We start from the raw sequence: 25843 nt of genomic DNA on the forward strand, positions 1-25843 counted from the left end.
TCAGATATATTCTTCTACGCACTTGATTTCACTTTTTATTAATTGTAAAAAATAAAGGATACAATCAATGAATTTACATGAGTATCAAGCAAAAGAGCTATTAAAAAGCTACGGTTTGCCCATTCAAGAAGGCATCATCGCCTATAACGGCGACGAAGCTGCTGCTGCTTTTGATAAAACGCCTACAGACATTGCGGTTATCAAAGCGCAAGTACATGCTGGCGGCCGTGGTAAAGCGGGCGGTGTTAAATTGGTTAAGACTCGTGAAGAAGCTAAGCAAGTTACTGAAGCGCTTATCGGTACCAATCTGGTTACATTCCAGACTGACGCTGATGGCCAACCAGTAAACTTTGTATTGGTTGCAGAAGATATGTACCCAGTACAAACTGAGCTATATCTTGGCGCGGTTGTTGACCGTTCTACACGTCGCGTGACTTTTATGGCATCAACCGAAGGCGGCGTTGATATCGAAGAAGTAGCAAGCGAAACCCCAGAAAAAATCTTTAAAGTAAGCGTTGATCCATTAGTCGGTCTAATGCCTTATCAAGCACGTGAAGTGGCATTTAAACTGGGCCTTGAAGGCAAACAAATCAACCAGTTTGTAAAATTGATGAGCGGTGCTTATCAAGCATTCATTGACAATGATTTTGCGTTACTAGAGATTAACCCATTAGCGGTTCGCGAAAATGGCGAAATCGTTTGTGTCGATGGCAAAATTGGTATCGACTCAAACGCCCTATATCGTTTGCCTAAAATAGCTGCGCTACAAGACAAAACGCAAGAAAACGAGCGTGAGCTTAAAGCGGCTGAATTTGACTTAAACTATGTTGCGCTAGAAGGTAACATCGGTTGTATGGTCAACGGTGCTGGTCTTGCAATGGCGACCATGGACATCATCAAATTGTATGGCGGCAAACCTGCTAACTTCTTGGACGTTGGCGGCGGTGCAACTAAAGATCGCGTTGTTGAAGCGTTCAAAATCATTCTAGAAGACAGCAGTGTTGAAGGTGTTCTAATCAACATCTTTGGCGGTATCGTACGTTGTGACATGATTGCCGAAGCCATTATCGCTGCGGTTAAAGAAGTCGACGTAAAAGTACCTGTGGTTGTACGTTTAGAAGGTAACAACGCTGAATTGGGCTTACAGATTCTAGAAGAATCTGGTCTGAAATTGACTTCAGCCCAAGGCCTAGCAGACGCGGCGCAAAAAATTGTCGATGCGGTTAAAGCGTAAGTCTTTAATATAAGTCGTTAAAATAGGTGCTATTTTATTAATATGCGCCTAAAAAACGATTAAGCATTATAGTCAAAGCGTGATGGCAGTTTTTTAGTATGAATATCAATCGTTAACATTTAACGGCAGATGAGCTAGTAAACTGCTATTGCAAGACAACCGAATAAGGAAAAAATAATGAGTGTATTAATTGATAAAGATACCAAAGTATTGGTACAAGGTTTTACCGGTAAGAACGGTACATTCCACTCTGAACAAGCGATTGAATACGGTACCAAAGTTGTTGGCGGCGTAACTCCAGGTAAAGGCGGTCAAACGCACCTAGGTCTGCCAGTATTTAACACCATGGCGGAAGCGATGGAAGCGACTCAAGCTGATGCGTCAGTTATCTATGTACCAGCACCATTTGTACTAGATTCTATCGTTGAAGCGGTTGATGCCGGTGTAAAGTTGATCGTTGTGATCACTGAAGGCGTACCGACTATCGATATGCTAAAAGCTAAGCGTTACATCGAAGAAGCAGACGGCGTACGTATGGTCGGTCCAAACTGCCCAGGCGTTATCACTCCAGGTCAGTGCAAAATTGGCATCATGCCAGGTCATATCCATCTACCAGGTAAAGTGGGTATCATCTCACGCTCTGGTACGTTGACTTATGAAGCAGTTGCACAGACCACTAAGCTTGGCTTTGGTCAGTCAACTTGTATCGGTATCGGTGGCGATCCTATCCCTGGTATGAATCAGATTGACGCATTAAAACTGTTCCAAGACGATCCACAAACTGAAGCTATCATCCTAATCGGTGAAATCGGTGGTACTGCTGAAGAAGAAGCAGCTGCTTATATCAAAGAGCACGTGACTAAGCCAGTTGTTGGTTATATCGCTGGTGTTACCGCGCCTGCCGGTAAGCGTATGGGTCATGCTGGTGCGATTATCTCTGGTGGTCAAGGTACTGCTGAAGAGAAATTTAAAGCCTTTGAAGACGCTGGTATTGCTTATACTCGCGATCCATCAAAAATTGGTGACAAGCTAAAAGAAGTTACTGGTTGGTAGTCTAGGTATTAATCGATAATCTAATACCGAAACGTCGTTGAAAAAAATACAAGGCACCCCTACAATGGGGTGTCTTTTTTTATTCTAAAAATAACTTTTCTTCGACTAAAATGTAGCAATTATGAAAAACAAGATATTGGTTACGGGCGGCGCTGGATATATCAATTCTCTTAGACCTAAAAAATTTGATTAGATAGATTATACAATATAAGTTTGGATGAATTGAGAATGATATGAAAAAAATTACCCATGCTGTTATACCTGTTGCAGGCTTTGGCACCCGTATGTTGCCATTATCTAAATCCGTACCAAAAGAGCTTTTGCCACTTGGTAATCGTCCAGCTATTCATTATGTCGTTGAAGAGGCAATCGCGGCTGGTATCAAGCATATTGTGTTAGTCGGTCATGCGCAAAAAAGTGCCATTGAAAATTACTTTGATATCAATGCCGAGCTGGATAATCAGCTTAGAGCGAAAGGTAAAAATGAGCTAGCCGATAGCTTAAATTGGTTACCAGATGATGTAACAGTATCAATGATACGCCAAGGTAAACCGTTAGGTTTAGGTCATGCGGTGCTTGCTGCGCGCCCAATTATCGGCGATCATGATTTTGCTGTGATGTTGCCTGATGTGGTGCTTGATCCCTTTACCACAGATATGACTGCTGACAATTTAGCCTTTATGATTGAGTCTTTTGCTAAAAACAAGCATTCACAGATATTGGTCGATACTGTTGCCGATGAAGATGTACATAAATACGGTATCGCTCAGTTGAGTGAATCTGATAACGGTGCGCACGATATAGATGATAAAGCAGATACGAATACGAGCTTTAAGGTTGCAGGCTTTGTAGAAAAACCGAATTTAGCAGATGCACCTTCAAAATTGGCCGTCGTTGGGCGCTATGTCTTTAGCAACCATATTTTTGATTATTTGGCCAATACCAAAGCATCGGTTGGCGGTGAAATTCAGCTGACCGACGCTATCGATGCCTTGATTAGTCAATATGGCGTCAATGTCACGACGATGCGCGGTGCCAGTTATGATGCCGGCGATATGCGCTCTTATATGCAGGCTTTTATTTATTTTGCTCAGCAGCAATTAGCAGATGAAGAGTAATGCATGAACGATATAAAAGGCAATAACCGCTATAGCAGCGCGCGCAATTCTAAATACTGGCAGCAGTTACAGGAGTTGGCGGCACAGCCATGGTCGCTCGACAAACTATTTACGCAAGATGCTGAGCGTACGAGCCGTTTTAGCACGCAAGCTGGCGCGCTATATATGGATTATAGCAAGCAGTGTATTGACGACACGGTATTAGCCGCCCTGTTAAGCTTAGCGGATAGTTGTGATTTGTCAGGTCGTATTGAGTCCTTGTTACAAGGAGCTATGGTAAACACCAGTGAGGAGCGTGCGGCGTTGCACACAGCGCTGCGCTTACCAGTTAACGCGAAATTGCAAGTTGGCACGCAAGATGTTGTTACTGATGTGCATCAGAGCTTGGCGCGCGTTGCCAGATTATCCGAGCGTGTCCGCAGTGGTATATGGCGCGGATTTTCCGGCAAGGCAATTACCGATGTGGTTAATATCGGCGTTGGTGGTTCTGATTTGGGTCCGCTGATGGCGACCACTGCGCTTGATGAGTGGGCAGATACCGCTATCGAAGTGCATTTTGTCTCCAATATGGACGGCACACAGCTTGATAATTTGCTGAAGCACTTAAATCCTGAAACCACCTTATTTATTATCTCCTCTAAATCTTTTGGTACCGTTGATACGCTATCCAATGCCAAAACTGCGCTTTCATGGCTGCTTGCAACTGCAAAACTGCGGGCGGGTACGGAGGACAGTGTATTACGTCGCCATTTTATCGGTATTTCAGCCAACAGCGAGAAAATGAGCGCGTGGGGTATTCATCCTGAGCATCAGCTACAGCTTTGGGAATGGGTTGGCGGGCGTTTTTCTTTATGGTCAGCGATTGGTCTCGCTATTGCTATTCGTATCGGTATCGATGGCTTTAAAGCGTTATTAGCAGGCGCTCATAGTATGGATGAGCACTTCGCGCAAGCGGATTTTGCAGAAAATTTACCGGTATTATTAGGTTTGCTTGCCGTTTGGAACAGTACCTTTTTACAGGTAAATGCTCATACGGTATTGCCTTACGATGGGCGTTTAGAGTATTTGCCAAGCTACTTGACCCAGCTTGAAATGGAAAGTAATGGTAAATCGGTGACGCTGCATGGTGAGCGCCTTGATTATGATACGTGTCCGATTTTATGGGGTGAGATTGGTTCAAACGCCCAGCATGCTTTTTATCAGCTCTTGCATCAAGGGACGCAGCAAGTCTCTTGTGATTTTATCGCCTGTGTGCGTCGTTATAGTGATAAAGCGACCAATGCCTCGCTACAGCAGCAGCATGAATTGTCTTTAGCTAACTGTCTAGCACAAAGTCGGGTACTGGCTTTTGGCAATGCGGCTATTGCTGATGCCGATATGCAAATCGCTTCTGACGCTGATAAATATAAATATTACCGCGGTAATCAGCCATCAACGACTTTACTGATTGACGAGCTGACCCCGCATAGTTTGGGGGCATTAATCGCGCTTTATGAGCATAAGGTTTATGTGATGGCCAGCATTTGGGATATCAATCCGTTTGACCAGTGGGGTGTCGAGATGGGTAAGCAAATGGCAGAGTCAGTGCATGCCGCTATGCAGCAAGAGGGTGGTGAGCAGTTCGACAGCTCTACCAATCAGCTATTACAGCATATTAAGCTGCTTTCTTAAGAGTGCCTGCTGTTAATTTATTCATGCTGCTAATTCACCAATAATCAAAGGTAAACTCATGAGCGCTGATGCCATAAATACACATAAGCATAAACCTGCACCCAATCCGTTTCATAATACGGCGATAAATACTAACGTTTTTGTCCTTGTCGGTCATAGTATTGAAGCGATTACCAGTGCAGTGGTGCTGGCAAGCCTCGGTCATGCGGTTCATCTCTATGCCGATAAAGATATATTGGCGCAGCAGTTGCAGCAGTATGGCTTTGAGCATCATTTGCAAGCGCTTTGGCAGATGTATGATCAGCAGCAACAGATTGTCAGCTATGGGCTACCAAAGAGTGCTGATGAGCTTATACAGTGTTATGAAGTGGCGAATGATAATGATGAGAGAAAATCAGTTGCGCTATATTGGCTATTTTTAGATAGTATTAGCTCAGTATGGCTAGAGGACAGCTGGATTACTGCTTTTAATCATAGTCATGAGCAAGCATTGCCGCTCATCATGAGTGGTATTAAACAGTTGGGTGCGGTTGCCGCATTATCCAAGCTTTTGCAGCGCGCTTGGGTATATTATTTACCGTTCGTCTTCTTAAAAGATGGTGATGCTTATAGCTCGATGTTAAATCCGTCGTTATGGTTACTCGGTGAAAAAACGCCAAACAGCAGCCACCATCTACATATGCTCCAACCATTAATGCAGCATGCGCGTGCAACGCATCATGCCGATATTGCGACGATAGAATTTGCGCGTAGTAGTATCATGGCGATGCTGGCAACGCGGGTCAGCTTTATGAATGAGATGTCGCGCTTGGCTGATAGTCATCAGGTTGATATCCAGCAGGTCAGTCACATTATGGGACTCGATGAGCGTGTGGGCAGTAGCTACTTGCAAGCGGGTTGGGGGTTTGGTGGTAATACGCTACCGACGGAATTGCTTCAGCTGCAGCAGTCAAGTGAGGCGCAAAGTTTGGCCATGCCGCTATTGCAATCGGTTATCCATATTAATGAAGACCAAAAAGAGCTGATATTCCGTAAGTTTTGGCAATATTTTGACGGTTTTATCGATAATAAAACGGTCATGATTTGGGGCGGTAGTTATAAAGCAGGCTCGGGACGGACGGCAGAGTCGGCGATTCATCCTTTATTGGCATTATTATGGTCTTATAATATCCGTACGCTGGTTTATAGCGATAAAGCGCAAACGGAGCTTGCCGCGCTTTATAAGCAGCAGCCATTGCTTGAATTGATAAACAACCCTTATCAACAGCTTAATGAGGCGCAGGCAATCTTTATTATCAGCTGGTTGTCAGAGAATCGACTAGATATTGCCAAGCTTAACGAGCAAGCGATGCCCATATTCGATGGGCAAAATGCCTTGTCACGGACACAGATTGATGGTCTAGTCGGCGACTATATGGGGATTGGTCGCGCTAAATAAGGTTTTCTATCAGGTATAAAATAAGCTCAGTAGACAAACAATTATTAGACTAAAGCCAAACAAAAGCGCCGGTTAATTTTTATATTAATCGGCGCTTTTTTTATTCTTATAAGTTCAGAATGTCTTTATTCAGCACAGCAGCTATTTAAGCAGGTACCGCACCTTGACTGGCAAGCCATTGTTGAATGGCTTGGGTTTTGGTCTGTAGTAAATCTTCATCACCGCGACTTTCAATATTTAACCGAATTAATGGTTCAGTATTTGAGGCGCGTAAGTTAAAACGCCATTCACCAAAGTTTAAACTCAAACCATCGAGCATCGATTTAGTTGGGTTTTCGGTACTAAACTTTTCTTCGATAGCGCTAATAATCGTCTGCGCATCATGCGTGGTCAGATGAAAGTTCAGCTCGCCTGAGCTTGGATAGGCTGCAATATAACCGCTGACCAATTCTGACAAGGTTTTACCGGTAATCGATAATAGCTCAATGGTCAGTAGCCAAGGAATCATACCGCTATCGCAGTAGAAAAAATCGCGGAAATAATGATGCGCTGACATCTCGCCGCCATAAACTGCGCCAGAATTACGCATCACTTGCTTGATAAATGAGTGCCCAGACTTGCTAATAACCGCCTTACCGTTATGCTCATCAATGACGGCTTCGGTGTTATAAATCACTCGCGGATCATAGACGATTGACTCGCCCGCATATTTATTTAAAAACGCTTGCGCGAGCATGCCAACGACATAGCTACCATCGATAAATTCGCCGTATTCATCAAATAAAAAACAGCGGTCAAAATCGCCATCAAAGGCAATGCCAAGATCGGCTTTGTTTTCCAGCACCGCTTGCTGAGTGGCGGTTCGATTGGTCTCAATCATTGGATTGGGAATGCCATTTGGAAAGCTACCATCAGGCGTATGGTGCAATTTAAGCACTTCAATTGGCGCGCCAGCTTGTGCTAACTTGTCGATTAATAAATCAACGACGGGACCTGCGCTACCATTGCCGGAGTTGATAACCAGTTTTAGCGGTTTTAATTTATCAACATCAATAAACGTCATGACATGATTGATATAAGCGCTTTTATCCGTTAGTAATTGTAATGCGCCTTGTTGATTATCCGTACTAAATTGCCCCGATTCTGCCAACGCTTGAATCTCTGCCAAGCCATCATCGGCGCTAATCGGCTTGGAATACTCTTTGACCAATTTTAAGCCATTATAATTAATCGGATTGTGGCTAGCCGTTACTTCGATACCGCCCAACGCCTGATAATAACTGGTCGCAAAGTAAACCTCTTCTGTGCCTGTCATACCCAAATCAATCACACCGACACCCGCATCGAGCATACCTTTGATGGTTGCTTGTTTTAACTGCTCACTGGAGTGGCGGATATCGCTACCGATGACGATAGCTGGCTTTAAGTCTTTTAGTTCAGCGGTAGCCTCATTATCGGCACTGTGATAACGCTCGAATAAAATTTGGGCAAAGGCACGGCCGATACGGTAGGCGATAGCTTCATCGAGATTGACGCCAAGCTCGCCGCGGATATCGTAAGCTTTAAATGAATCAATGTTAATCGGCGCGAACTGGGTTTGAGTCGCATAGCTGGCATTATTGGTATCGGATGTGGGCATAACGATAAAATCCTTGCGTTTAAGCAGTGAGATGATAATTAAGTAGATTACTCAATTATAAGCTAATCAGTGTTCAATGCTACACTAACGACAAAATCGTTATAAACTTAATAGGGTTCTATTTAATAACCAATAAAAGTATAAGAGTGTTTTTTATGAATAGCCAAGAAAAGAAAATAACAGCGCCTACACCGGTATCAGGAACGCCAGAAGCAAGTGGCGAGTTGGCGGATTTACTGTCCTTAATGGCACGGCTGCGAGCAGATTGTCCGTGGGATAAAAAACAAAGCAACCATAGTCTCATTCCTTATGCGATTGAAGAAGCCTATGAGCTTGGCGAGGCGGTACAAGGTGATGATGATGAAGACATCAAAGGTGAACTTGGTGATGTATTGTTGCAAGTAGTTTTTCATTGTCAGATGTACGCTGAGCAAGGACGCTTTGATATGAGCGATGTGATTACCACTTTGCAAGAAAAGCTGATTCGCCGGCATCCGCATGTGTTTGAAGCAGAAACGCTACAAGATGAAGCAGCGGTAAAAGAACGCTGGGATGAGCTTAAGGCGGAGGAGCAACAAGCGCGCGCTGCACGTGGCAAACCACAGCACCGTTTGGACAATACCAAAGCAGGCAGCGCGCTGATGCAGGCGCAGGATGTACAAAAACAAGCGTCAAAATTGGGTTTTGATTGGGAAGGCGTCAGCGGCGCCTTTGATAAACTCGATGAAGAAATTGCCGAGCTAAAGGCTGAGATTTTAGATAAGCCCCAAGTTGAAATTAAAGCCAATATCAGAGAGGTTGAAAAAGAGCTTGGCGATTGCATGTTTGCGCTGGTCAATGTCGCCCGTAAACTAAACCTCGACGCTGAAACTGCGACGTTAACTTGTGTGCATAAATTTAAATCACGCTTTGGCTATATTGAAGACCAGTTAGCTGCCGCTGGCAAGCGTTTAGAAGACAGCGATATCAATGAGATGGATGCGTTATGGGAAGCGGCGAAACAGCATGAACGCGACTAATAAAAGCTTGCTTACTAAATGGTTAGCCATCAAATGGTCGTTTATTAAATGGCAGCATGTTAATTTGTTTAAAAATGCAGCCATTTCTTTAGTAGGCATAGTTTCTATCATGGCTATGCTATCTCATTCTGTCCTTGCCGCCCCTTGTTTTGATAACGCCCAAAGTGCTTATAATTATCTCTTAACGCAAGAAACAGCGCAAAGCCAAGCCCGTACGCAGACCAGTATTAATATCAATCGGGCGACGGAAGCCGAGCTGGTGGGATTAGATGGTATCGGCAGCAGTAAAGCACAGGCGGTTATTTTATATCGTGAGATGTTTGGCGGCTTTAAGAGTGTTGATGAATTAACCAAGGTCAAAGGCATCGGTGCAAAAACCGTTGAGAAGAATCGCAGACGTTTAAGCGTGCAGGATTAATCACGGTATTAATCAGGATATTTTGTATTAATTAACCCCAATATTGACAAAATAGCATGTAAGTAAATGTCATAACACACCCACCATGGCCAAAATTTGTTAAACTAGCAGGTACATCCGCCTGATAGACGCTGTGTTCGTCAGGGGTGGTTAAGAATAAAGGCGAGGAGTAGATGCATGGCCGAGCGTGCCGCCAAGCAGTTAGAACTGAATAAATCTGAATTACCAAATTCCATTACCGAAGTGATTGCAACCCTAACCCGAGCTGGGTTTGATGCCTATATCGTCGGTGGCGGCGTGCGCGACACCTTGCTAGGCCTGCGTCCAAAAGACTTCGACGCGGTCACTGACGCTAAGCCCCATGAGATTAAAGACGTCTTTGGCAAGCGCTGCCGTATTATCGGTCGCCGTTTTCAATTGGCGCATGTCTACTCTGGGCGCGAGCTTATCGAAGTGGCCACTTTCCGTGGACCACCGCTTAATGATTCCAATACCAATCAAGATGGTATGATTCTGCGCGACAATGTCTGGGGCGATATCAAACAAGACTTTGCCCGTCGCGACTTTTCTATCAATGCCCTTTATTATCAGCCGCTTAAAGGCGTGGTGCATGATTTTTGCGGTGCACTTGAAGATATTGATAATAAAATTATTCGCCTGTTAGGCAATGCGCCGACTCGTATCGAAGAAGATCCGGTCAGATTGCTGCGCGCCTTACGTTTTAAAGCCAAGTTGGGCTTTGATTTTGATAGCGAACTAGCCGCACAGTTCCATGATGGTAATTGGGCGCTACTTGAGCAAATCTCTCCGCATCGTCTATATGATGAAACGCAAAAGATGTTTACTGGTGGCTATTTAGTGCCATTATTGCCGCTATTATTTGAGTCGGGTGCGATTGATAGTTTAATCATTTACCCACCTGCTGAGCCAAGTGCTTTAGTGAAACAAGTCGCTATTAATACCGACAAACGTATCGGCGCTGGCAAAAGCATTAACCCTGCCTTCTTTTACGCAGCGTTGCTGTGGGAAAACTATCTACATCAATTGGAAAAAGCCAAAAAGCGCAATATGCCTTTTGCGGATGCACAAATGCATGCAGCGGGCAAAGTCATCGACCGTCAGCGTATCAAAACCGCCATTCCAAAATTTGCCGAACAGTTTATTCGTGATATTTGGATATTGCAGCCAAAATTGGCCGCGCCACGTAGTAAACAAATTGTCCAGCTGTCTGAGCACCCACGTTTCCGCGCCGGTTTTGATTTCTTGTTATTGCGCGAGCAGTGCGGCGATGCCGAACATCCGCTATCAGAATCGACCAATGGTATGGGCGAGTGGTGGCACAACTATCAAACCTTGACCGAACAGCAGCAGCAACAGGCGATTGATGACTTTGATGAAAATATTCGTCGCGGTGCTTATAAGCAAGCGCAGCGCGGTCGCGGACGTAATCGTCAAAAACAGCAAACCTCGAACGATAATGGCAAGGTGAATCACATACAAAACGATCAGCAAGATAAAGTAAACGGCAATGGTCATACCAAGCAAGTGGTTAATGATGCCTCAAACGTGCCATCACGCCGCCGCCGCGCTGCCAGTCAGTCGGCTCAGCATGCTAATAACAGTGTCAGTAATAGTAGCAGCAATTTCAGTCGTAATGAGAATGGTCGTAATAATAGCTATGATAAGCAGCAAGCGACACAAGATAATAATGAGCTTGCGCAATTGCAGCAGTTATCACTTGCTAACATAGGCCATCAAGCGGCAACTAAACGCCATAATGCCAAGCCTGCACCGTTATTTGTCATAGAGCATGAGAAGGTTGTACCGCCATTACGCAAGCAATTGCCAAGTGATCCACAGTCACAATCGTCATCTAAGTCGCCTTCTAAATCTAAACCGGCTAGCCAAGCGTTTGTAGAAAAAAACACCGTTACTGACAACGCAGCGCCTAAAGAGCAGTCTGGCAATCAAGCAGCAAAGCATCATACAAAACCAAAGCAAGCTGATGCCAATGTTGAGGCTAATACTGACTCAGTTTCTGCTAAAGCGCATACGACAGAGTATGCTACGCGCACGGTAGCCAGAACACCGGCGCTAGTCAGTATGAATAACGAGCCGATACCGCATAAGCGTCGCCGCCGTCAGCCTACTGTTGTAGAAAATGACAATGGAAATAGCTCAGCTAATAGCAATAGCGTAGAGGCTAAAGCAGTCGATAGCAAAGCGCAAAAAGCGGCGAGATACGCAAAAAAAGCGCCGAAGTTAGCGACTGAAGCTGTTAGTAAAACTGAAACTAGTGACGTTGAAAGTAAGGCTAAGAAGGCAACCAAAGCTACAGCAGCAAAACCTACTAAAACCAGTCAAGATACTAAGAGCCAGACCAGTCAAAGTCAGTCAGCTAAGCATCAAACAGCTGCTAGTAAAATGAATGAGCAAAAAGGCCCTGTACCATCAAAGCGTCGCCGCCGTCAGCCAAGCGTTAATAACGTTTAAGCTTATGAGCGGACAATAGAGTAAAGTGATAACTATGAACACGCACTTTGATGCTAACGATGACAATGAGAGCCATGGCGATGTAACTTGGGTTACCTGCTATGTGGGCTTAGGTAGCAATCTGACAAATGAGTTAGGTTCACCTGTCGAGCATTTGCAGCAAGCCGTTGCAGCTATGCAAAAGCACGAGCAGATACGCGCGGTACGGGTGTCTTCCTTTTATGCTTCAGTACCGATGGGACCGCAAGACCAATCTGATTTTATCAATGCGGTCGCAGGTTTTGAGACCACTTTGACTGCGTCTGAGCTGCTTGCTTTTTGCCAAATGCTAGAGCAACAAGCCAAACGCGCCCGTTTGCGCCGTTGGGGCGAGCGTAGCCTTGATGTCGATATTTTATTATATGGTGACGCGCAAATAGCAGAGCCGCAATTAACCATACCGCATGCTGGCTTGCCTGAACGTAATTTTGTTTTGATACCGCTGCGAGAGCTAGCGCCAGAGTTGATTGTTAAAGGTAAATCTATAACGGATTATCCGCTTAGTAACGATTGGACAGGGTTAAAGTTGCTATCAGATGATGGATGTATTAACCGTTAAATAGATTTATTAACTACTAAAAAGTAGCAGCAAATTGGTATTTAGCAGCATTTTCAGTCATTGATTGTTAAACGTATTGATGATTGAAAGCATTGAGGATGATGTAACGATATGACGACGTTATCGACTTTAAATAAATTTAAAAAAGACGGCACCAAATTTACCTGTCTGACCTGCTATGATGCGATGTTTGCGCGCATGATGGATAAAGCACAAATCGATACGATATTGATTGGTGATAGTCTGGGTATGGTGGTGCAAGGTCATGATTCAACCTTACCGGTCAGCGTCGATGATATGGCTTATCATACGGCCAATATTGCCCGTAGTAATAAGCACGCACTGATTTTAGCCGACTTGCCGTTTATGAGTTATGTGACGCTCCCAGAAGCGGTTGCCAATAGCCGTAAGCTGATGCAGGCGGGCGCGCATGTGATTAAGATTGAAGGCGGTAGTGAGCTTTGCGATTTAGTCACGACTTTGGCGCAAGCAGGTACACCCACTTGCGTACATCTTGGCTTAACCCCACAGTCGGTTAATGTCTTTGGCGGCTATAAAATCCAAGGACGCGGTGATGCAGCGGCGGATAAGCTGCTTACTGATGCCAAAGCGGTGGTTGCTGCCAGTGCGGCACTTTTGGTACTAGAGTGCGTACCTGCTGAACTTGCAAAAGCTGTGACCCAAGCGGTTGCCGTGCCGGTAATTGGTATTGGTGCTGGTGCCGATACTGATGGTCAAGTCTTAGTCATGCATGACATGCTTGGTATGGTGCACGGTCGTGTGCCACGCTTTGTTCATGACTTTTTAACCGATGAGCGTAATAGTGAGCGTAGTATTGAAGGCGCATTTGCCCTATATCAGCAAGCCGTACGCGATGGCAGCTTTCCGACTGAGCAGCACCAATTTAGCTAGTGGTCTTTAATTTAAAACTTTGAATTTGGTGCTTAGTATTTAGCGCTTTAAATTTAATGCTTTGACGATTATCAGTAGAAAAAGCTATCAGGATAAGAGTATTTACCATGCCAATTATTCACCATCATATCTCAACACTGCGCGCCGCCTTAAACCCTTATCGTGGTCAGCAAGATAGCCAGCAGCGTATTGCGTTAGTACCAACCATGGGCAATCTACATGACGGTCATCTTGAGCTGGTAAAGCTTGCCAAGCAGCATGCCGATATTGTCGTGGTGAGTATCTTTGTCAATCCTACCCAATTTGGCGTCGGTGAAGATTTTGACAGCTATCCACGTACCTTAGATGCAGATGTTGCCAAGCTTGCTACTGTTGGTGCTGATTATGTATTTGCCCCAAGTATTGATGAGATGTATCCAGTATTACCGCCACCAACGTCAGTCCGAGCGGGAGAAATTACCACCCAGCTATGTGGTCAATCGCGCCCCAATCACTTTGATGGTGTCGGCATCGTTGTCTCTAAGCTCTTTAATATCGTCCAGCCTGAGGTGGCCGTATTTGGCCAAAAAGACTATCAGCAATTGGCAATTATCCAGCAAATTGTGCGTGATTTAAGCTATCCAATTGAAATTATAGGTGCGCCTATTGTACGTGCTGCTGATGGTTTAGCATTATCTTCGCGCAATCAGTATCTAACTGAAGCTGAGCGTAATGTTGCTCCTGTGCTGCATAAAGAATTGCTCCGCTTAGCTGAGCAGTTAATGCAGGGTCAGCATCTCGAACAAGGTCTTGCGCCTTTATTAACAGAAACACGGGCACACATCACTGAGGCGGGCTTTAAGATTGATTATTTAGAAGTTAAAACGGCTCAGCTCGATTCTTTAGAGACAGATGCTACATCTGCAACTTTCAATGCAAATCAGCAGGATTTGGTGATTTTGGTTGCGGCTTGGTTGGGTAGAGCACGTTTATTAGACTATCAGTTAGTGACGGTCAAGCTGCCGTGCTGACAGAGTAATTCGCCAGACGCAATTATTAGGATGACGGATCATGAGTGCAAGTAAGGATGACAAGCAAGCACAGGCAAATGACAATTTAGCAAAGCCTATAAACGCGAAAGTAGAAAATAAAGATAGACTAAGTATCTTGGTGGTGTCAGGGCGCTCAGGCTCGGGTAAAACTTCAGTACTTAATATCTTAGAAGATTTAGGCTATTATTCTATTGATAATTTGCCTTTGTCATTGGTTCCTGAAGCAGCGCAAAAACTGGTCTGTGATAGTGGGATTAAACGCATCGCGCTGGGTGTCGATATTCGCACGCCACGTGCGGATTTGTCCAATTTTGCTGAAACACATGATGCGTTAAAGCAGAGATATGGCGAAGAGGCGGTCACCGTGGTATATGTGACGGCGCAAGAAGAAACGTTGGTTGCGCGCTTTAATGCTACCCGCCGAATTCATCCACTGATGGTGCAAGATACTAAAGGCATAGAAAATACCACTTATAATCTGCCAGCAGCGATTGAAAGAGAAATTCAGCTTTTGCAGCCGATATTTAAGCATGCGGATGTCAAAATCGATACCACTATGCTGAATATCCATCAGTTGAAAGAGCGCTTGCGTGATTATGTTGGGGTTGATAATCAAATAGTGATTAACCTGCTATCGTTTGGCTTTAAATACGGCAGCCCAATTGATGCAGATTTTGTTTTTGACGTGCGCATTTTGCCCAATCCGCATTGGAACCCAACGCTACGAGCTGCGACCGGTCTTGACGCTGAGGTTGCTGAATTTTTTGCCGATTATCCAGAAGTGTCTGAAATGACTGAAGATATCGCAAAATTTCTTAATCGTTGGCTGCCTGATTTTCTGCATAACAATCGCCATACGGTCACGGTCGCTATTGGATGTACGGGCGGCAAACATCGCTCGGTATTTATCACCAAGCATTTGCAAGATAAGCTGACCGCTGGCCTGCCTGAAGGTTTGACCGTTGTTGCTAAACACCGCGAAAAGAATCGTTGGTGATGCTTTTTTTGTAGCTAAAACTTATAAGCTGCAAAGTATAAATGGCAAAAATGCGATTAACTTTATTATTTACTATCTATTATTTATTATCTCGAAAAATGGAAAGCTTTTATGATTGACTGGTCAGAACATGATATGCGCGTCTCGCGCACAGAGCTCAAAAAAGCTCATGAGCGCTTGCAAGCATTGTCGATACCGCTTGCCAGCTTATCGAAAAAACAGCTCAAAAACCTGCCAGCAAGTGATTATTTTATGGCAGAGCTGATGGCGCTTGCTGATATTACCAGTGCTAATGCGCGTAATCGCCAAACCAAGCGTGTCGGTAAACTTATCAGTGAAGAAAACCGCCATGAGTTGGTCAAAGCCTTGTTTGATGCCTTTTTCCCAAAGGAGCAAGTTTCTAAAATCGAGAGTTGGTTTGAGCGCTTAAATATCAATGATGAAGGCACGCTTAAACAGTTTGTTAAACAGTACAAAGCCTCTGAGCGCAATAGTATGTATCAGCTGTTGCTTTGGATTGAGTATGCCAAGCATATGCAAGACGATGAGCTGATGGCAGAGTCTAAAGAGGATTTGGCCAGTTATATTCGGGAAGTGGCGATATTGTCGCAGCTAAAAATGTAGCCAATTATACTGGCTATGAGGCGGCGTTGCCGTTCATAATAACGACCCATAAAAAAGCCAATCAGTGATGATTGGCTTTTTATATTTTTCTATAAACTAATACTGATTAATAAATAAATCATACAGACTGACTTATTTTTTCTCTGCACGTACTTTATCGACCAGATAATCTACTACTTTAGGGACAGTGGCGCTTTCGCCGGTCACCACATATTTACCATGGACAACAACCGCTGGGACACCTGAGAGCTGATAACGCTTAGCGCCTGCTTGTGAGCGACCAATTTTTGTTCCAACCGCAAATGAGTTATATAGGCTGTTAAATTTCTTTTCGTTGACGCCTTGTGAGGCATACCATTTGCTCAGTGACGCTTGGTCAAATAATTGCTTGCCGTCTTTATGTACCGCATCAAATAGCGCATCATGGGTTTTGTTTTCATAACCTAATAATTGCGCGGCATAAAAACCACGGGCACTGGCTTCCCAAACTGGGTTAAGCGCTGCTGGGGTTTTAAAGAATGCCACGTCTTTATCTTTGGTTTTTGCCCATTTTTCCATGTGCGGATTTAGGACGTTACAATGCGGGCAGCCATACCAGAAAAATTCACGCACAATGATAGCATCACCGCTGATTTTTTCTGGATTGTCTAGCACACGGTAATCTTTTCCTGCGACATAATTGGCGGCTTGTGCGCCCATATTGGCCAGCCCAATAGCACAAGCCAGACCAGTCAATGCGATGATACGTTTCATACTTGTTCCTTGAGGTGTCAAAATTTAAAATGTTTGGTGCAAATTTTCAGATCAAAAGTTGCTTAGCGCATTTATATAGGTTTGAAAGTAGATAAACGACAATGCATTATCTAAATTGTCTTCGCTAAATCGACCTATAATAGAGTACGGACTATAATAGCGTAAAATGCCCGCACTTGTGAACCCGATTCTTAACTAACGGTTGTAAAGCTGTGAGCTATTATTTAAGGTATCTTACTTATCATTTTTAAGCTGCTAGTTTTAAGCTGACAGCCATTAATTTTTTTCACAGAGAAAGGTATTTATTCACTAAGGCTTGTTAAGAAAGACTTATTAAAAACATTCAAAGTTATAAAACGGTTTCAAATTTTTCGCTTGTATAAAGGTCTGCTGCTTAATAATAATCATAGCGCGTAAGTGTTTATTAAAATTTAAGTATTTACTGCCGCGATTCACAATCGGTGACGATGTACTCACGACAAAGTCGCCGCTCTCATGCTAATATTGGGCATACTGCTATTGAGCATGTCAGCATGCCTATAAACGATAATAACTATAATACCCATAAAGGAAAAACCCTATGAGCCAAGCTTTCTCTTCTGCACAGCCTGTGAATCATCAGTCAAACAACGATTCAAACGATTACGCAAATAACGAGCCAGCTACCAATACTGCTACTAGTGACTTTAACCAAAATACTGCTATCAATGTCGATGCCAGCGAAGTGGAAAAATTCAATAACTTGGCAAGCGAGTGGTGGAATAAAACTGGCGCTTTTGCTACCTTGCACGAAATTAATCCGTTACGTCTTAACTGGATAGAAGAAAACGTTAAGCGCGGCTTTATGAGTGCTGATAGCAGTAAAACGGCAGAGATGGGCTTGGCGGCTAAAAAAGTCCTTGATGTCGGTTGCGGCGGCGGTATCTTGGCAGAATCAATGGCACGTCGCGGTGCAGATGTCACCGGTATCGATCTCGGTACAGAAAACCTCAAAGCGGCAGCCTTACATGCTGAGCAAAGCAACTTAAATGATACCTTGCGTTATCAGCATATTCCTATTGAGCAGTTAGCGGCTACCCATGCTGGTCAGTTCGATGTCGTGACGTGTATGGAGATGCTTGAGCATGTGCCAGACCCAGCTGCCATTGTCGAGGCGTGCTTTACACTATTGGCACCGGGCGGCGTTTGCGTGCTATCGACGATTAACCGCAATCCTAAATCTTACCTGTTTGCCATCGTTGGGGCAGAGTATGTATTGCGCCTGCTTGATCGCGGCACCCATGATTACGCCAAATTTATCACCCCAGCTGAATTGGATAAAATGGCGATAACGGCAGGCTTTACCCGTCAAGACATCATCGGACTGCATTATAATCCGTTGACCAAGCGTTATTGGTTGGCACAAAACGTCGATGTTAATTATATGATGGCGGTACAAAAGCCACTGGCGTAAATCGCCTTTTATAAGTATTCCTTTTTGACGACTTTTTAAATCAATGTTTTAAATTAATATTAAGAGCGCCTGTTATGAGCCAATTTGTAAAAGCTGTCTTGTTTGACCTTGATGGCACATTAATCGATACTGCCGCTGACTTTGTCCGCATTATTGGTAAAATGAGCGGCGAAAATGATTGGCAAGCGCCACCTGAAGCCGAAATTCGTGAGCAAGTTTCTGCCGGTGCCTCGGCGATGGTACAGCTGATGCTGCGCCACAACGATCAACTTGAGGTCAGCGAATCTGAGTTACTGGAGTTTCGTCAGCAGTTCTTAGACGATTATGAAGCGGAAATCTGTGTCGATAGTTGTGTTTTTGATGAGCTTGAAGAGGTGCTGCGCGCATTAGAAGAAAAAAGCGTGCCATGGGGTATTGTGACTAATAAGCCGCGTTATCTCGCTGAGCAGTTATTAGAAAAAATGCAGTTAGACGAGCGCTGTTCGGTACTGGTGTGTCCAGATGATGTATCGCGCTCTAAACCCGATCCAGAGCCAATGTATGCAGCATTAGAAAGACTCTCTATACCGCGCGGTGCCGCTGAAAGCGTGCTTTATGTCGGCGATCATATACGCGACATTGAAGCTGGCAAGGCTGCGGGTATGCCGACTATCTTAGCCGCTTACGGTTATATTCCGCCTGAAGATCAAAAAAACCTGAAGAAATGGGGTGCAGATTATATTACCGAAACTCCTGCAGACTTGAATAAATTATTGCTTTCTTCTGGCAAGTTTGACTATTTATAAAGCAAATAAGCTTTATAAAGCGAATACACCATTTAACGAAATAGCTATTAAGCACCCTACCTATTAAATAATAAGCAGTGAGTAATGCCATGAGTGACAATACTAATCAGCCTACTAGCCAACAACAGATGCCATCAGCTGCGCAAGCTTCTGTGCCAGCTGTATCGCACGACGATATTCGTAATTTCATACCGCCTGCTGACTGTTTAGATGGTAAAACTATCTTGGTAACGGGTGCCGGTGATGGTATCGGGCGTATCGCCGCCTTAACCTATGCGCGCTATGGCGCGACGGTATTATTGTTGGGGCGTACTAGCAGTAAGCTTGAATACGTTTATGATGAAATTGAGAGCTTTGGCGGTAAGCAGCCTGCGATGCTACCGATGAATCTAGAGGGCGCAACCTATGCTGAGATGCAAAAGTTAGAGAACTTGATTGCTAAAGAAGTCGGTCAGCTTGATGGTATCTTGCATAATGCGGGCATGCTTGGGGCTTTGACGCCCCTTGAAATGTACGATGTCGATATGTTTGCCCAAGTGATGAAGGTCAACTTTACCTCCACCTTTATGCTCACACAAGCACTCTTACCTTTGCTTAAAGACGCAGCACATGGTTCGATTGTCTTTACTTCTAGTAGCGTTGGTACTCACCCTCGCGCGTTTTGGGGCGCGTATGCACTCTCTAAGCAAGCGGTAGAAGGCATGAGCGATATCTTTACCCAAGAAACGCAGAATACCACTAACTTGCGCTTTAACTGTATCAATCCTGGTGGTACCCGTACCAATATGCGCGCCCATGCCTTTCCCGGTGAAAATCCGATGAGCCTAAAAACCCCGGAAGATATTATGGGCGGTTATGTGTTTTTAATGAGTGATGAGAGCATCGGTGTGCGCGGTCAAGTGGTTGAGCTCCAACCAAAAGACTAATAATCACCTGTACTCCTATTGCTTAGAATTTTTATAACTCTTAATAGTATTTATAAAATTGCGTATTTATTGAAATAAGCGACTTATAACCCCATCTATTTGTTATTAAAGACTTTTATAAATTATGATCTAAATATCATGAATAAAAAATAGGATGGGATTATGGCAGGTGGCTGGTCAAGAGATGGGGCAGAGCATGAGCAAATGGATGCGACTGTCAACGATGCGTTAGAGCGGGCACGGCGTGCGCTGCCAACGGGTAAAAGTGCTGAGTTCTGTGATGAATGCGGCAATCCCATTCCAGAAGCGCGCCGTATTGCTGTGCCAGGTGTGCAACACTGCGTCGGCTGTCAAACGGAGCTTGAACAAGAAGCAAAGGCGACTGAGCTATTTAATCGCCGCGGTAGTAAAGACAGCCAATTGCGTTAATAAAAAATCCCCCATTATTTTAATAGTGGGGGATTTTTTTATCGGTTTTATCTTTATCGGTACTATCGTGACTGTCAATAATTATCAATAATCTGTTTATTACTGCCGATAGATGGCTAGGCAATCAATAACTATAACTATCTATAACATCAATGCCATGAGCTCAAGGTCATACACTTCCCAATCTACCTTAACCGCTGTCGCATCTTCTTGCCCAGTACTTGCTTGTAAAATAATCTCTAGTCGGTTATCTGCTTGTGCGCTCACTGTCTTTGTAGACAAGCTATCAGGAGTAAAATTGATTTGTATCCAGCCATGAGAGGTATGCACAACGCCTTTGATACGTTGCCAATTTGGCAGCGTTAACAACCAATCCTGTAACTTATCGGCATTGAATACATATTCTGCTGGTAGTCGCCACCCTGCCAGTAGAATATCTTGCTGTTGCTCATGATAACGATAGGGCAGCTCTACACTTGTATCAGGCTTATTATCGTCATTGCTTTCAGGATTGTGGAAGGTATTCGCTGTTAAAGAATGACTCAGCGGCTTTAAGCCCACAACAGATCTGTATGGCTCAGCGATATTGACTCTTTGCTGCTTTGAGATGACAAAACTGGGTTTGGAGAGCTGTGCACTTAATGCTGCTGAATAGCCTGTGGATGTATTTATCTTATGAGTGGTTGTCTGGCTGTCAGATTCTGCCCAAATAATAGAAATCTGTGCATTGAGCTTGGCTACCCATGCTTGTAACGCTTGTTTTTCGTCAGCGCTTAATTGAGTATAGCGATTAATGACCAAAACATCGGCATCGCGAATATGCGCCTGAAAACCCTCATGAGTACGATACTTTTCTTGTTGCCATTGCAGCGCACTAAGCACCGTTATGACCGATTGCATCTTTAAAGCCGTTTGCCAATGCGGCGCGCTCAGCTGTTGGATAAGCTCACGCGGATGGGCAAGTCCTGTTGGTTCAATAAGCAGCCGCTTTGGATGATGGTCACTGAGCAAGCGACTCAGAGCGATTTGTAGTGGCAACTGACTGGTACAACAAATGCAGCCGCCGCTCACTTCACGAATGGCGATGTCATTTGTCGTATGGCTATCTTGTGAGCTGGCTAGTAGTGCGCCATCGATCCCGATACGACCAAACTCATTGATTAATAACGCCCAGCGTTCACCCAGTGGTTTGGTCGCAATTAATTGATTAATGAGGGTGGTTTTGCCAGAACCCAAAAACCCTGTCACCAAGGTGCAGGGTATGTTTTGAAGCATAATAGGTGATTTCAATGTTGCGCCCGTGATATTAATAGGATGAGATATTAACCATCTGAGGTATCAATAGCCGCAAGGAGCATTTATGAGTTTATAACGACTCATTTTTGGCCGCTTCAACTTCTGCTTCATCGGGCACGAACACATAACCTACGCCCCAGACAGTCTGAATATAACGCGCTTGTGAAGGATTGTCCTCAATCAGACGGCGCAAACGTGATACTTGTACATCGATAGAGCGCTCCATCGCGCCCCATTCACGACCACGGGCAAGGTTCATCAATTTATCACGCGTTAATGGCTCACGTGGATGCTGAACCAAGGCTTTTAATACTGAAAATTCACCGGTCGTCAAAGTGACCACATTGCCATCGCGTTTAAGGGTACGGGTCGATAAATCAAGCGTCCATGGTCCAAACTCAACCACTTCAAGCTGATGACTTGGCGCACCCGGTAGCTCACGATTTTGACGACGCAGCACCGCTTTGATACGGGCCAATAGCTCTTTTGGGTTAAATGGCTTTGGCAGATAGTCATCAGCGCCGGCTTCAAGTCCAGCGATACGATCGGCATCGCCACCTTTAGCAGTAAGCATGATAATCGGGATATCGCCATTATCTTCACGCAAGCGCTTACAAATACTAATACCGTCTTCGCCTGGTAGCATCAAATCCAAAACCACCAATGAGAACAGCTCACGTTGCATCAATTTGTCCATCTGATTGCCATCATGGGCCGTACGGACGACAAAACCATCGTCTTCTAGAAAGCGTTGTAATAAAGAGCGCAAGCGTGCATCGTCATCAACGACCAAAATGCGCTGGTTTAAGGTGTCAGGGCTGTTGTTATCTGTCATACAGTCATCCTCTTATAAAAATTATTATTAGTAGCAGTTTTTAGTAAAAAACGTTTATAAAAATACCATTAAAAACGCGGGTAAAAATCTTATTGTTATTTAATGATCAATCCGTTGATAAGTAAATCATGATTAGCAAACCATTAGTGGTCATAAAAGATATAGTCGTCGAAAAAACCTATAAAAATAAAGACTTTTGTTCAATATGGCAGGGCTTAGCCATATTTATGCCCTTGATACTTTAGTGTATAAGATTGCAGGCGCAATTGCATCACTGATACGGATAAATGCTGTATGCGTTTGTTTAACAAGGCGTTAGAAAGAACGATATCAGACGATTTTTGCCATAAAATAGGCGATAAATAACGAAAAGATAAAAAGGATTTTTATTCATGCAGCTTTTGCTATAATGCAAAACTACATTTCTCAACGATTGATACGTCTATGAGTAGCACTGATACCTTAACGCCATCTCAAACCTCGACAAATGCACAGGTTTTGGATGCAACCACACACGCGAATATTCACGACAAGCTTGCTCGCGCGCTTGGCATTAAGACTGCTCAAGTCAATGCGTTTGTCAAACTTTACGATGAAGGCGCGACCGTTCCGTTTATTGCCCGTTACCGTAAAGAAAAGACGCAGAATCTTGACGATGCGCAGCTGCGAGCTTTAGAGAAGTCGCTCAATTATGAGCGTGACATGGCAACCCGTCGCCTCAAAATTACTGAGCTGCTCAGCACGCAGGGCAACTTGACTGACGAGCTACAGACGCGTATTGATAATGCGACGTCGAAACTTGAGCTTGAAGACATCTACTTGCCATATCGTCCGCGTCGCCGCTCTCCTGCTGCCAAAGCACGTGCCGCGGGTTTAGACGTTGCTGCTCAAGCAGTGTTGACGCAAGAGATTACGCCAACTGACGCATTAGCAGAATATCAAGCTCAATCTACTATTACCGATGAAAGTGGTAATGAGATTGAAGTCGATTTTAGCGATATCGAAAAGCAACTTGCGGGTGTACAAGCCATCATCGTTGATGAATGGACGCAAGCGCTTGATTTGCTTGATAACCTACGTAGTGGCTTTGCTAAGACAGCGACTATCATCTCTGCTGTTGCCAGTGATGAAAAACGTGAAGTTGGCGAGAAGTTTAAAGATTACTTTGAGCATAGCGAAAGCCTTGCGCGTTTGCCAAACCATCGTTTATTGGCGATGTTACGTGGTCGTCAAGAAAACGTATTGGGTATAAAAATTGAAGGTGAAGATGCGCCTTTTATTGAAAAAATCATTAAGCATTTTGACGTTGATACAAAAGCACCAGCCGAGCGTCAAGAGTTTTTAACAGCAGCGGCGACCAGTTTGTGGAAAGACAAATGGCGTCCGCATATCGAACATCGTTTATTAACTGAGAAGCGCCTCACCGCTGAAGCCGATGCCATTGATGTATTTGCTAATAACTTACAGCATTTATTAATGTCAGCGCCTGCCGGTCGTAAAGTGATTTTAGGTGTTGATCCAGGTATTCGTCATGGCGTAAAAATGGCGATTGTTGATGCTCAAGGTCATGTCATGCTAGACGGCGAAGATAAGCCTGTCGTGGCAACTGTCTATCCATTTGCTCCTGATAACAAAATGACTGAAGCCAAATCTGTTATCGATCAGCTATTAAGTATTTATAACGTTGATTTGGTCGCTATTGGTAATGGTACGGCGAGCCGCGAAACAGATGCGATGATTAAAGAGATTTTGGCCGCCAACGCTGAGTTAAAAGCCAAAGCCGTTATCGTTAATGAATCAGGCGCATCAGTTTATTCTGCCAGTGAGCTTGCCAGTGACGAGCTTGCTAATTTAGATGTCTCTGTACGCGGTGCGGTTTCTATAGCCCGTCGCTTGCAAGATCCGCTATCAGAATTGGTTAAAGTTGACCCAAAAGCGATTGGCGTTGGTCAATATCAACATGATGTCAACCAAACCCAGCTAGCAGACAGTTTGGACAAAGTCACGCAAGACAGCGTAAACGCCGTTGGTGTTGATGTAAATACGGCAAGTCCTGCTATCTTGGCGCATATTGCTGGTTTGAATAAAAACGTCGCCCAGCAAATCGTCACTTATCGTAAAGAGCATGGTGCCTTTGATAGCCGTGAAGCATTAAAGAACGTCCCACGCTTAGGGGTTAAAACCTTTGAGCAAGCCGCAGGTTTCTTACGCGTCCATGGTGGTAGCAATCCTCTTGATGCGACAGGCGTGCATCCGGAAAGCTATGCGCTGGTTGACAGCTTACTTGAGCAAACCGGTAAAACGTTGCCAGAAGTCATCGGTAACGATGGTGTATTAAACAGTATCGATACCACTGCGCTTGCTGCTAACGATGACAATATCAGTGTTAAAGCTATCATTGAAGAGCTTGCCAAGCCTGCACGCGACCCACGTCCTGAGTTTAAAACGGCTAACTTCCGTGAAGACGTTAATAGTATTAAAGACTTGAGCGAAGGTATGCAGCTTGAAGGCGTGGTGACCAACGTCACAGCCTTTGGTTGCTTCGTTGATGTCGGTGTCCATCAAGATGGTCTCGTGCATATCTCACAGATGGCCAATGACTTCGTTGCTGACCCAATGAACCGCGTCAAACCAGGCGATATCGTCTCGGTACGTGTGATTTCTATCGATGAAAAACGTGGCCGTATCGGCTTTAGTATGAAGCCTGAGTCTGAAAAACCAGTACGCCCAGCTGCGAAGTCGACTGCAGAAGGTACAGGTAATGACGATAAGGCTAGCCGTCCACGCAGCAATCGTCCAGCTAGTAACCGTCCAGCTGCTGATAAGCGTGCAACAAAACCGCGTGGCAATCGTCAAGATAAAGACAACGCCAATAACCGCAGTAAAGCGCCTAGAGCTGAGAAAGCAGAAGCACCTAGTAAAATGGGTACGCTTGGGGCATTATTACAAGAAGCTGGCGTGACCAAAGCTAAAAAGTAGTGTCTGTTTAAAGTAATGACTGTTTATGGTTATAAGGGTTTTATTTAACGATAAACAACTAAAAAAGGCAGCCATCGATGGCTGCCTTTTTTATTGGGAATATATGGGAGGAATCCCTTTAAGAATGGTTTGGCTTGTTGGT

General features: G+C 44.4%; 22 protein-coding genes. 18 read left to right on the top strand and 4 right to left on the bottom strand.

Features of this window, described 5'->3' with window-relative positions; genetic code table 11:
- Positions 1-67 precede the first annotated feature (67 nt).
- From sucC to B3Q63_RS11485, 5 genes are all read left to right on the top strand, one after another.
- On the top strand, positions 68-1234 hold the full coding sequence (gene sucC / locus B3Q63_RS11465; RefSeq protein WP_296176830.1) for an ADP-forming succinate--CoA ligase subunit beta: 1167 nt from the start codon (positions 68-70) through the stop codon (positions 1232-1234).
- 177 nt (positions 1235-1411) lie between these two features.
- The gene (sucD, locus tag B3Q63_RS11470; protein ID WP_201629265.1) at positions 1412-2287 is read left to right on the top strand and encodes a succinate--CoA ligase subunit alpha; all 876 of its coding nucleotides are present in this window, start codon (positions 1412-1414) and stop codon (positions 2285-2287) included.
- 233 nt (positions 2288-2520) lie between these two features.
- Complete coding sequence (locus B3Q63_RS11475) at positions 2521-3405, top strand: UTP--glucose-1-phosphate uridylyltransferase (protein WP_296176832.1); 885 nt, start codon at positions 2521-2523, stop codon at positions 3403-3405.
- 3 nt (positions 3406-3408) lie between these two features.
- Positions 3409-5076, top strand: coding sequence for a glucose-6-phosphate isomerase (gene pgi / locus B3Q63_RS11480; protein ID WP_296176834.1), 1668 nt, complete (start codon positions 3409-3411; stop codon positions 5074-5076).
- A gap of 58 nt (positions 5077-5134) precedes the next feature.
- The gene (locus B3Q63_RS11485) at positions 5135-6514 is read left to right on the top strand and encodes a UDP-glucose/GDP-mannose dehydrogenase family protein (RefSeq protein WP_296176836.1); all 1380 of its coding nucleotides are present in this window, start codon (positions 5135-5137) and stop codon (positions 6512-6514) included.
- Positions 6515-6659: 145 nt separating this feature from the next.
- On the opposite strand, the gene B3Q63_RS11490 is transcribed toward B3Q63_RS11485, so the two are convergent.
- Complete coding sequence (locus B3Q63_RS11490; RefSeq protein ID WP_296176838.1) at positions 6660-8153, bottom strand: phosphomannomutase CpsG; 1494 nt, start codon at positions 8151-8153, stop codon at positions 6660-6662.
- Between the two features lie 155 nt (positions 8154-8308).
- Between B3Q63_RS11490 and mazG the strand changes: the two genes are divergently transcribed.
- From mazG to yjgA, 8 genes are all read left to right on the top strand, one after another.
- Complete coding sequence (mazG, locus tag B3Q63_RS11495; protein ID WP_296176840.1) at positions 8309-9172, top strand: nucleoside triphosphate pyrophosphohydrolase; 864 nt, start codon at positions 8309-8311, stop codon at positions 9170-9172.
- Between the two features lie 109 nt (positions 9173-9281).
- On the top strand, positions 9282-9590 hold the full coding sequence (locus B3Q63_RS11500; RefSeq protein WP_296176842.1) for a ComEA family DNA-binding protein: 309 nt from the start codon (positions 9282-9284) through the stop codon (positions 9588-9590).
- A gap of 177 nt (positions 9591-9767) precedes the next feature.
- Entirely contained in the window at positions 9768-12083 is a 2316-nt protein-coding gene (gene pcnB / locus B3Q63_RS11505; protein WP_296176845.1) for a polynucleotide adenylyltransferase PcnB, read from the top strand.
- Between the two features lie 34 nt (positions 12084-12117).
- Complete coding sequence (gene folK, locus B3Q63_RS11510; protein ID WP_296176848.1) at positions 12118-12681, top strand: 2-amino-4-hydroxy-6-hydroxymethyldihydropteridine diphosphokinase; 564 nt, start codon at positions 12118-12120, stop codon at positions 12679-12681.
- Positions 12682-12792: 111 nt separating this feature from the next.
- Positions 12793-13593, top strand: coding sequence for a 3-methyl-2-oxobutanoate hydroxymethyltransferase (panB, locus tag B3Q63_RS11515; RefSeq protein WP_296176851.1), 801 nt, complete (start codon positions 12793-12795; stop codon positions 13591-13593).
- A gap of 107 nt (positions 13594-13700) precedes the next feature.
- On the top strand, positions 13701-14603 hold the full coding sequence (panC, locus tag B3Q63_RS11520) for a pantoate--beta-alanine ligase (RefSeq protein WP_296176854.1): 903 nt from the start codon (positions 13701-13703) through the stop codon (positions 14601-14603).
- Positions 14604-14643: 40 nt separating this feature from the next.
- Positions 14644-15621 (top strand): RNase adapter RapZ, encoded by a 978-nt coding sequence (gene rapZ / locus B3Q63_RS11525; protein WP_227670385.1) that lies wholly within the window; start codon positions 14644-14646, stop codon positions 15619-15621.
- Between the two features lie 111 nt (positions 15622-15732).
- Positions 15733-16245: a ribosome biogenesis factor YjgA gene (gene yjgA, locus B3Q63_RS11530; protein WP_201564375.1), complete on the top strand. Its 513-nt coding sequence runs from the start codon at positions 15733-15735 to the stop codon at positions 16243-16245.
- 132 nt (positions 16246-16377) lie between these two features.
- Here the strand turns inward: yjgA and B3Q63_RS11535 are convergent, their stop codons facing one another.
- Entirely contained in the window at positions 16378-16998 is a 621-nt protein-coding gene (locus tag B3Q63_RS11535) for a thiol:disulfide interchange protein DsbA/DsbL (protein ID WP_183619492.1), read from the bottom strand.
- Between the two features lie 580 nt (positions 16999-17578).
- Here B3Q63_RS11535 and ubiG point away from each other — a divergent pair.
- The 4 genes from ubiG to B3Q63_RS11555 all read left to right on the top strand — a co-directional run bounded on the left by ubiG (position 17579) and on the right by B3Q63_RS11555 (position 20591).
- Positions 17579-18451 (top strand): bifunctional 2-polyprenyl-6-hydroxyphenol methylase/3-demethylubiquinol 3-O-methyltransferase UbiG, encoded by an 873-nt coding sequence (ubiG, locus tag B3Q63_RS11540; RefSeq protein ID WP_296176863.1) that lies wholly within the window; start codon positions 17579-17581, stop codon positions 18449-18451.
- 74 nt (positions 18452-18525) lie between these two features.
- Positions 18526-19236, top strand: coding sequence for an HAD family hydrolase (locus tag B3Q63_RS11545; protein WP_201629253.1), 711 nt, complete (start codon positions 18526-18528; stop codon positions 19234-19236).
- A gap of 128 nt (positions 19237-19364) precedes the next feature.
- On the top strand, positions 19365-20162 hold the full coding sequence (locus B3Q63_RS11550; RefSeq protein ID WP_296177053.1) for a YciK family oxidoreductase: 798 nt from the start codon (positions 19365-19367) through the stop codon (positions 20160-20162).
- Between the two features lie 162 nt (positions 20163-20324).
- A complete protein-coding gene (locus B3Q63_RS11555; RefSeq protein ID WP_183619498.1) occupies positions 20325-20591 on the top strand; it encodes a DksA/TraR family C4-type zinc finger protein in 267 nt (88 codons plus the stop codon).
- Positions 20592-20732: 141 nt separating this feature from the next.
- Here B3Q63_RS11555 and B3Q63_RS11560 read toward each other — a convergent pair whose 3' ends face one another.
- Together B3Q63_RS11560 and ompR are read right to left on the bottom strand one after the other, a co-directional pair.
- Positions 20733-21866 carry a CobW family GTP-binding protein gene (locus tag B3Q63_RS11560; RefSeq protein ID WP_296176867.1) on the bottom strand — a complete coding sequence of 378 codons (1134 nt, stop codon included), beginning with the start codon at positions 21864-21866 and terminating at the stop codon, positions 20733-20735.
- Between the two features lie 91 nt (positions 21867-21957).
- The gene (gene ompR, locus B3Q63_RS11565) at positions 21958-22722 is read right to left on the bottom strand and encodes a two-component system response regulator OmpR (RefSeq protein ID WP_201565950.1); all 765 of its coding nucleotides are present in this window, start codon (positions 22720-22722) and stop codon (positions 21958-21960) included.
- Between the two features lie 444 nt (positions 22723-23166).
- Between ompR and B3Q63_RS11570 the strand changes: the two genes are divergently transcribed.
- Positions 23167-25701 carry a Tex family protein gene (locus tag B3Q63_RS11570; protein WP_296176871.1) on the top strand — a complete coding sequence of 845 codons (2535 nt, stop codon included), beginning with the start codon at positions 23167-23169 and terminating at the stop codon, positions 25699-25701.
- The last annotated feature ends 142 nt before the right edge of the window (positions 25702-25843 follow it).

The sequence above is a fragment of the Psychrobacter sp. UBA2769 genome (assembly GCF_002352555.1).
Taxonomy (GTDB): Bacteria; Pseudomonadota; Gammaproteobacteria; order Pseudomonadales; family Moraxellaceae; genus Psychrobacter; species Psychrobacter maritimus.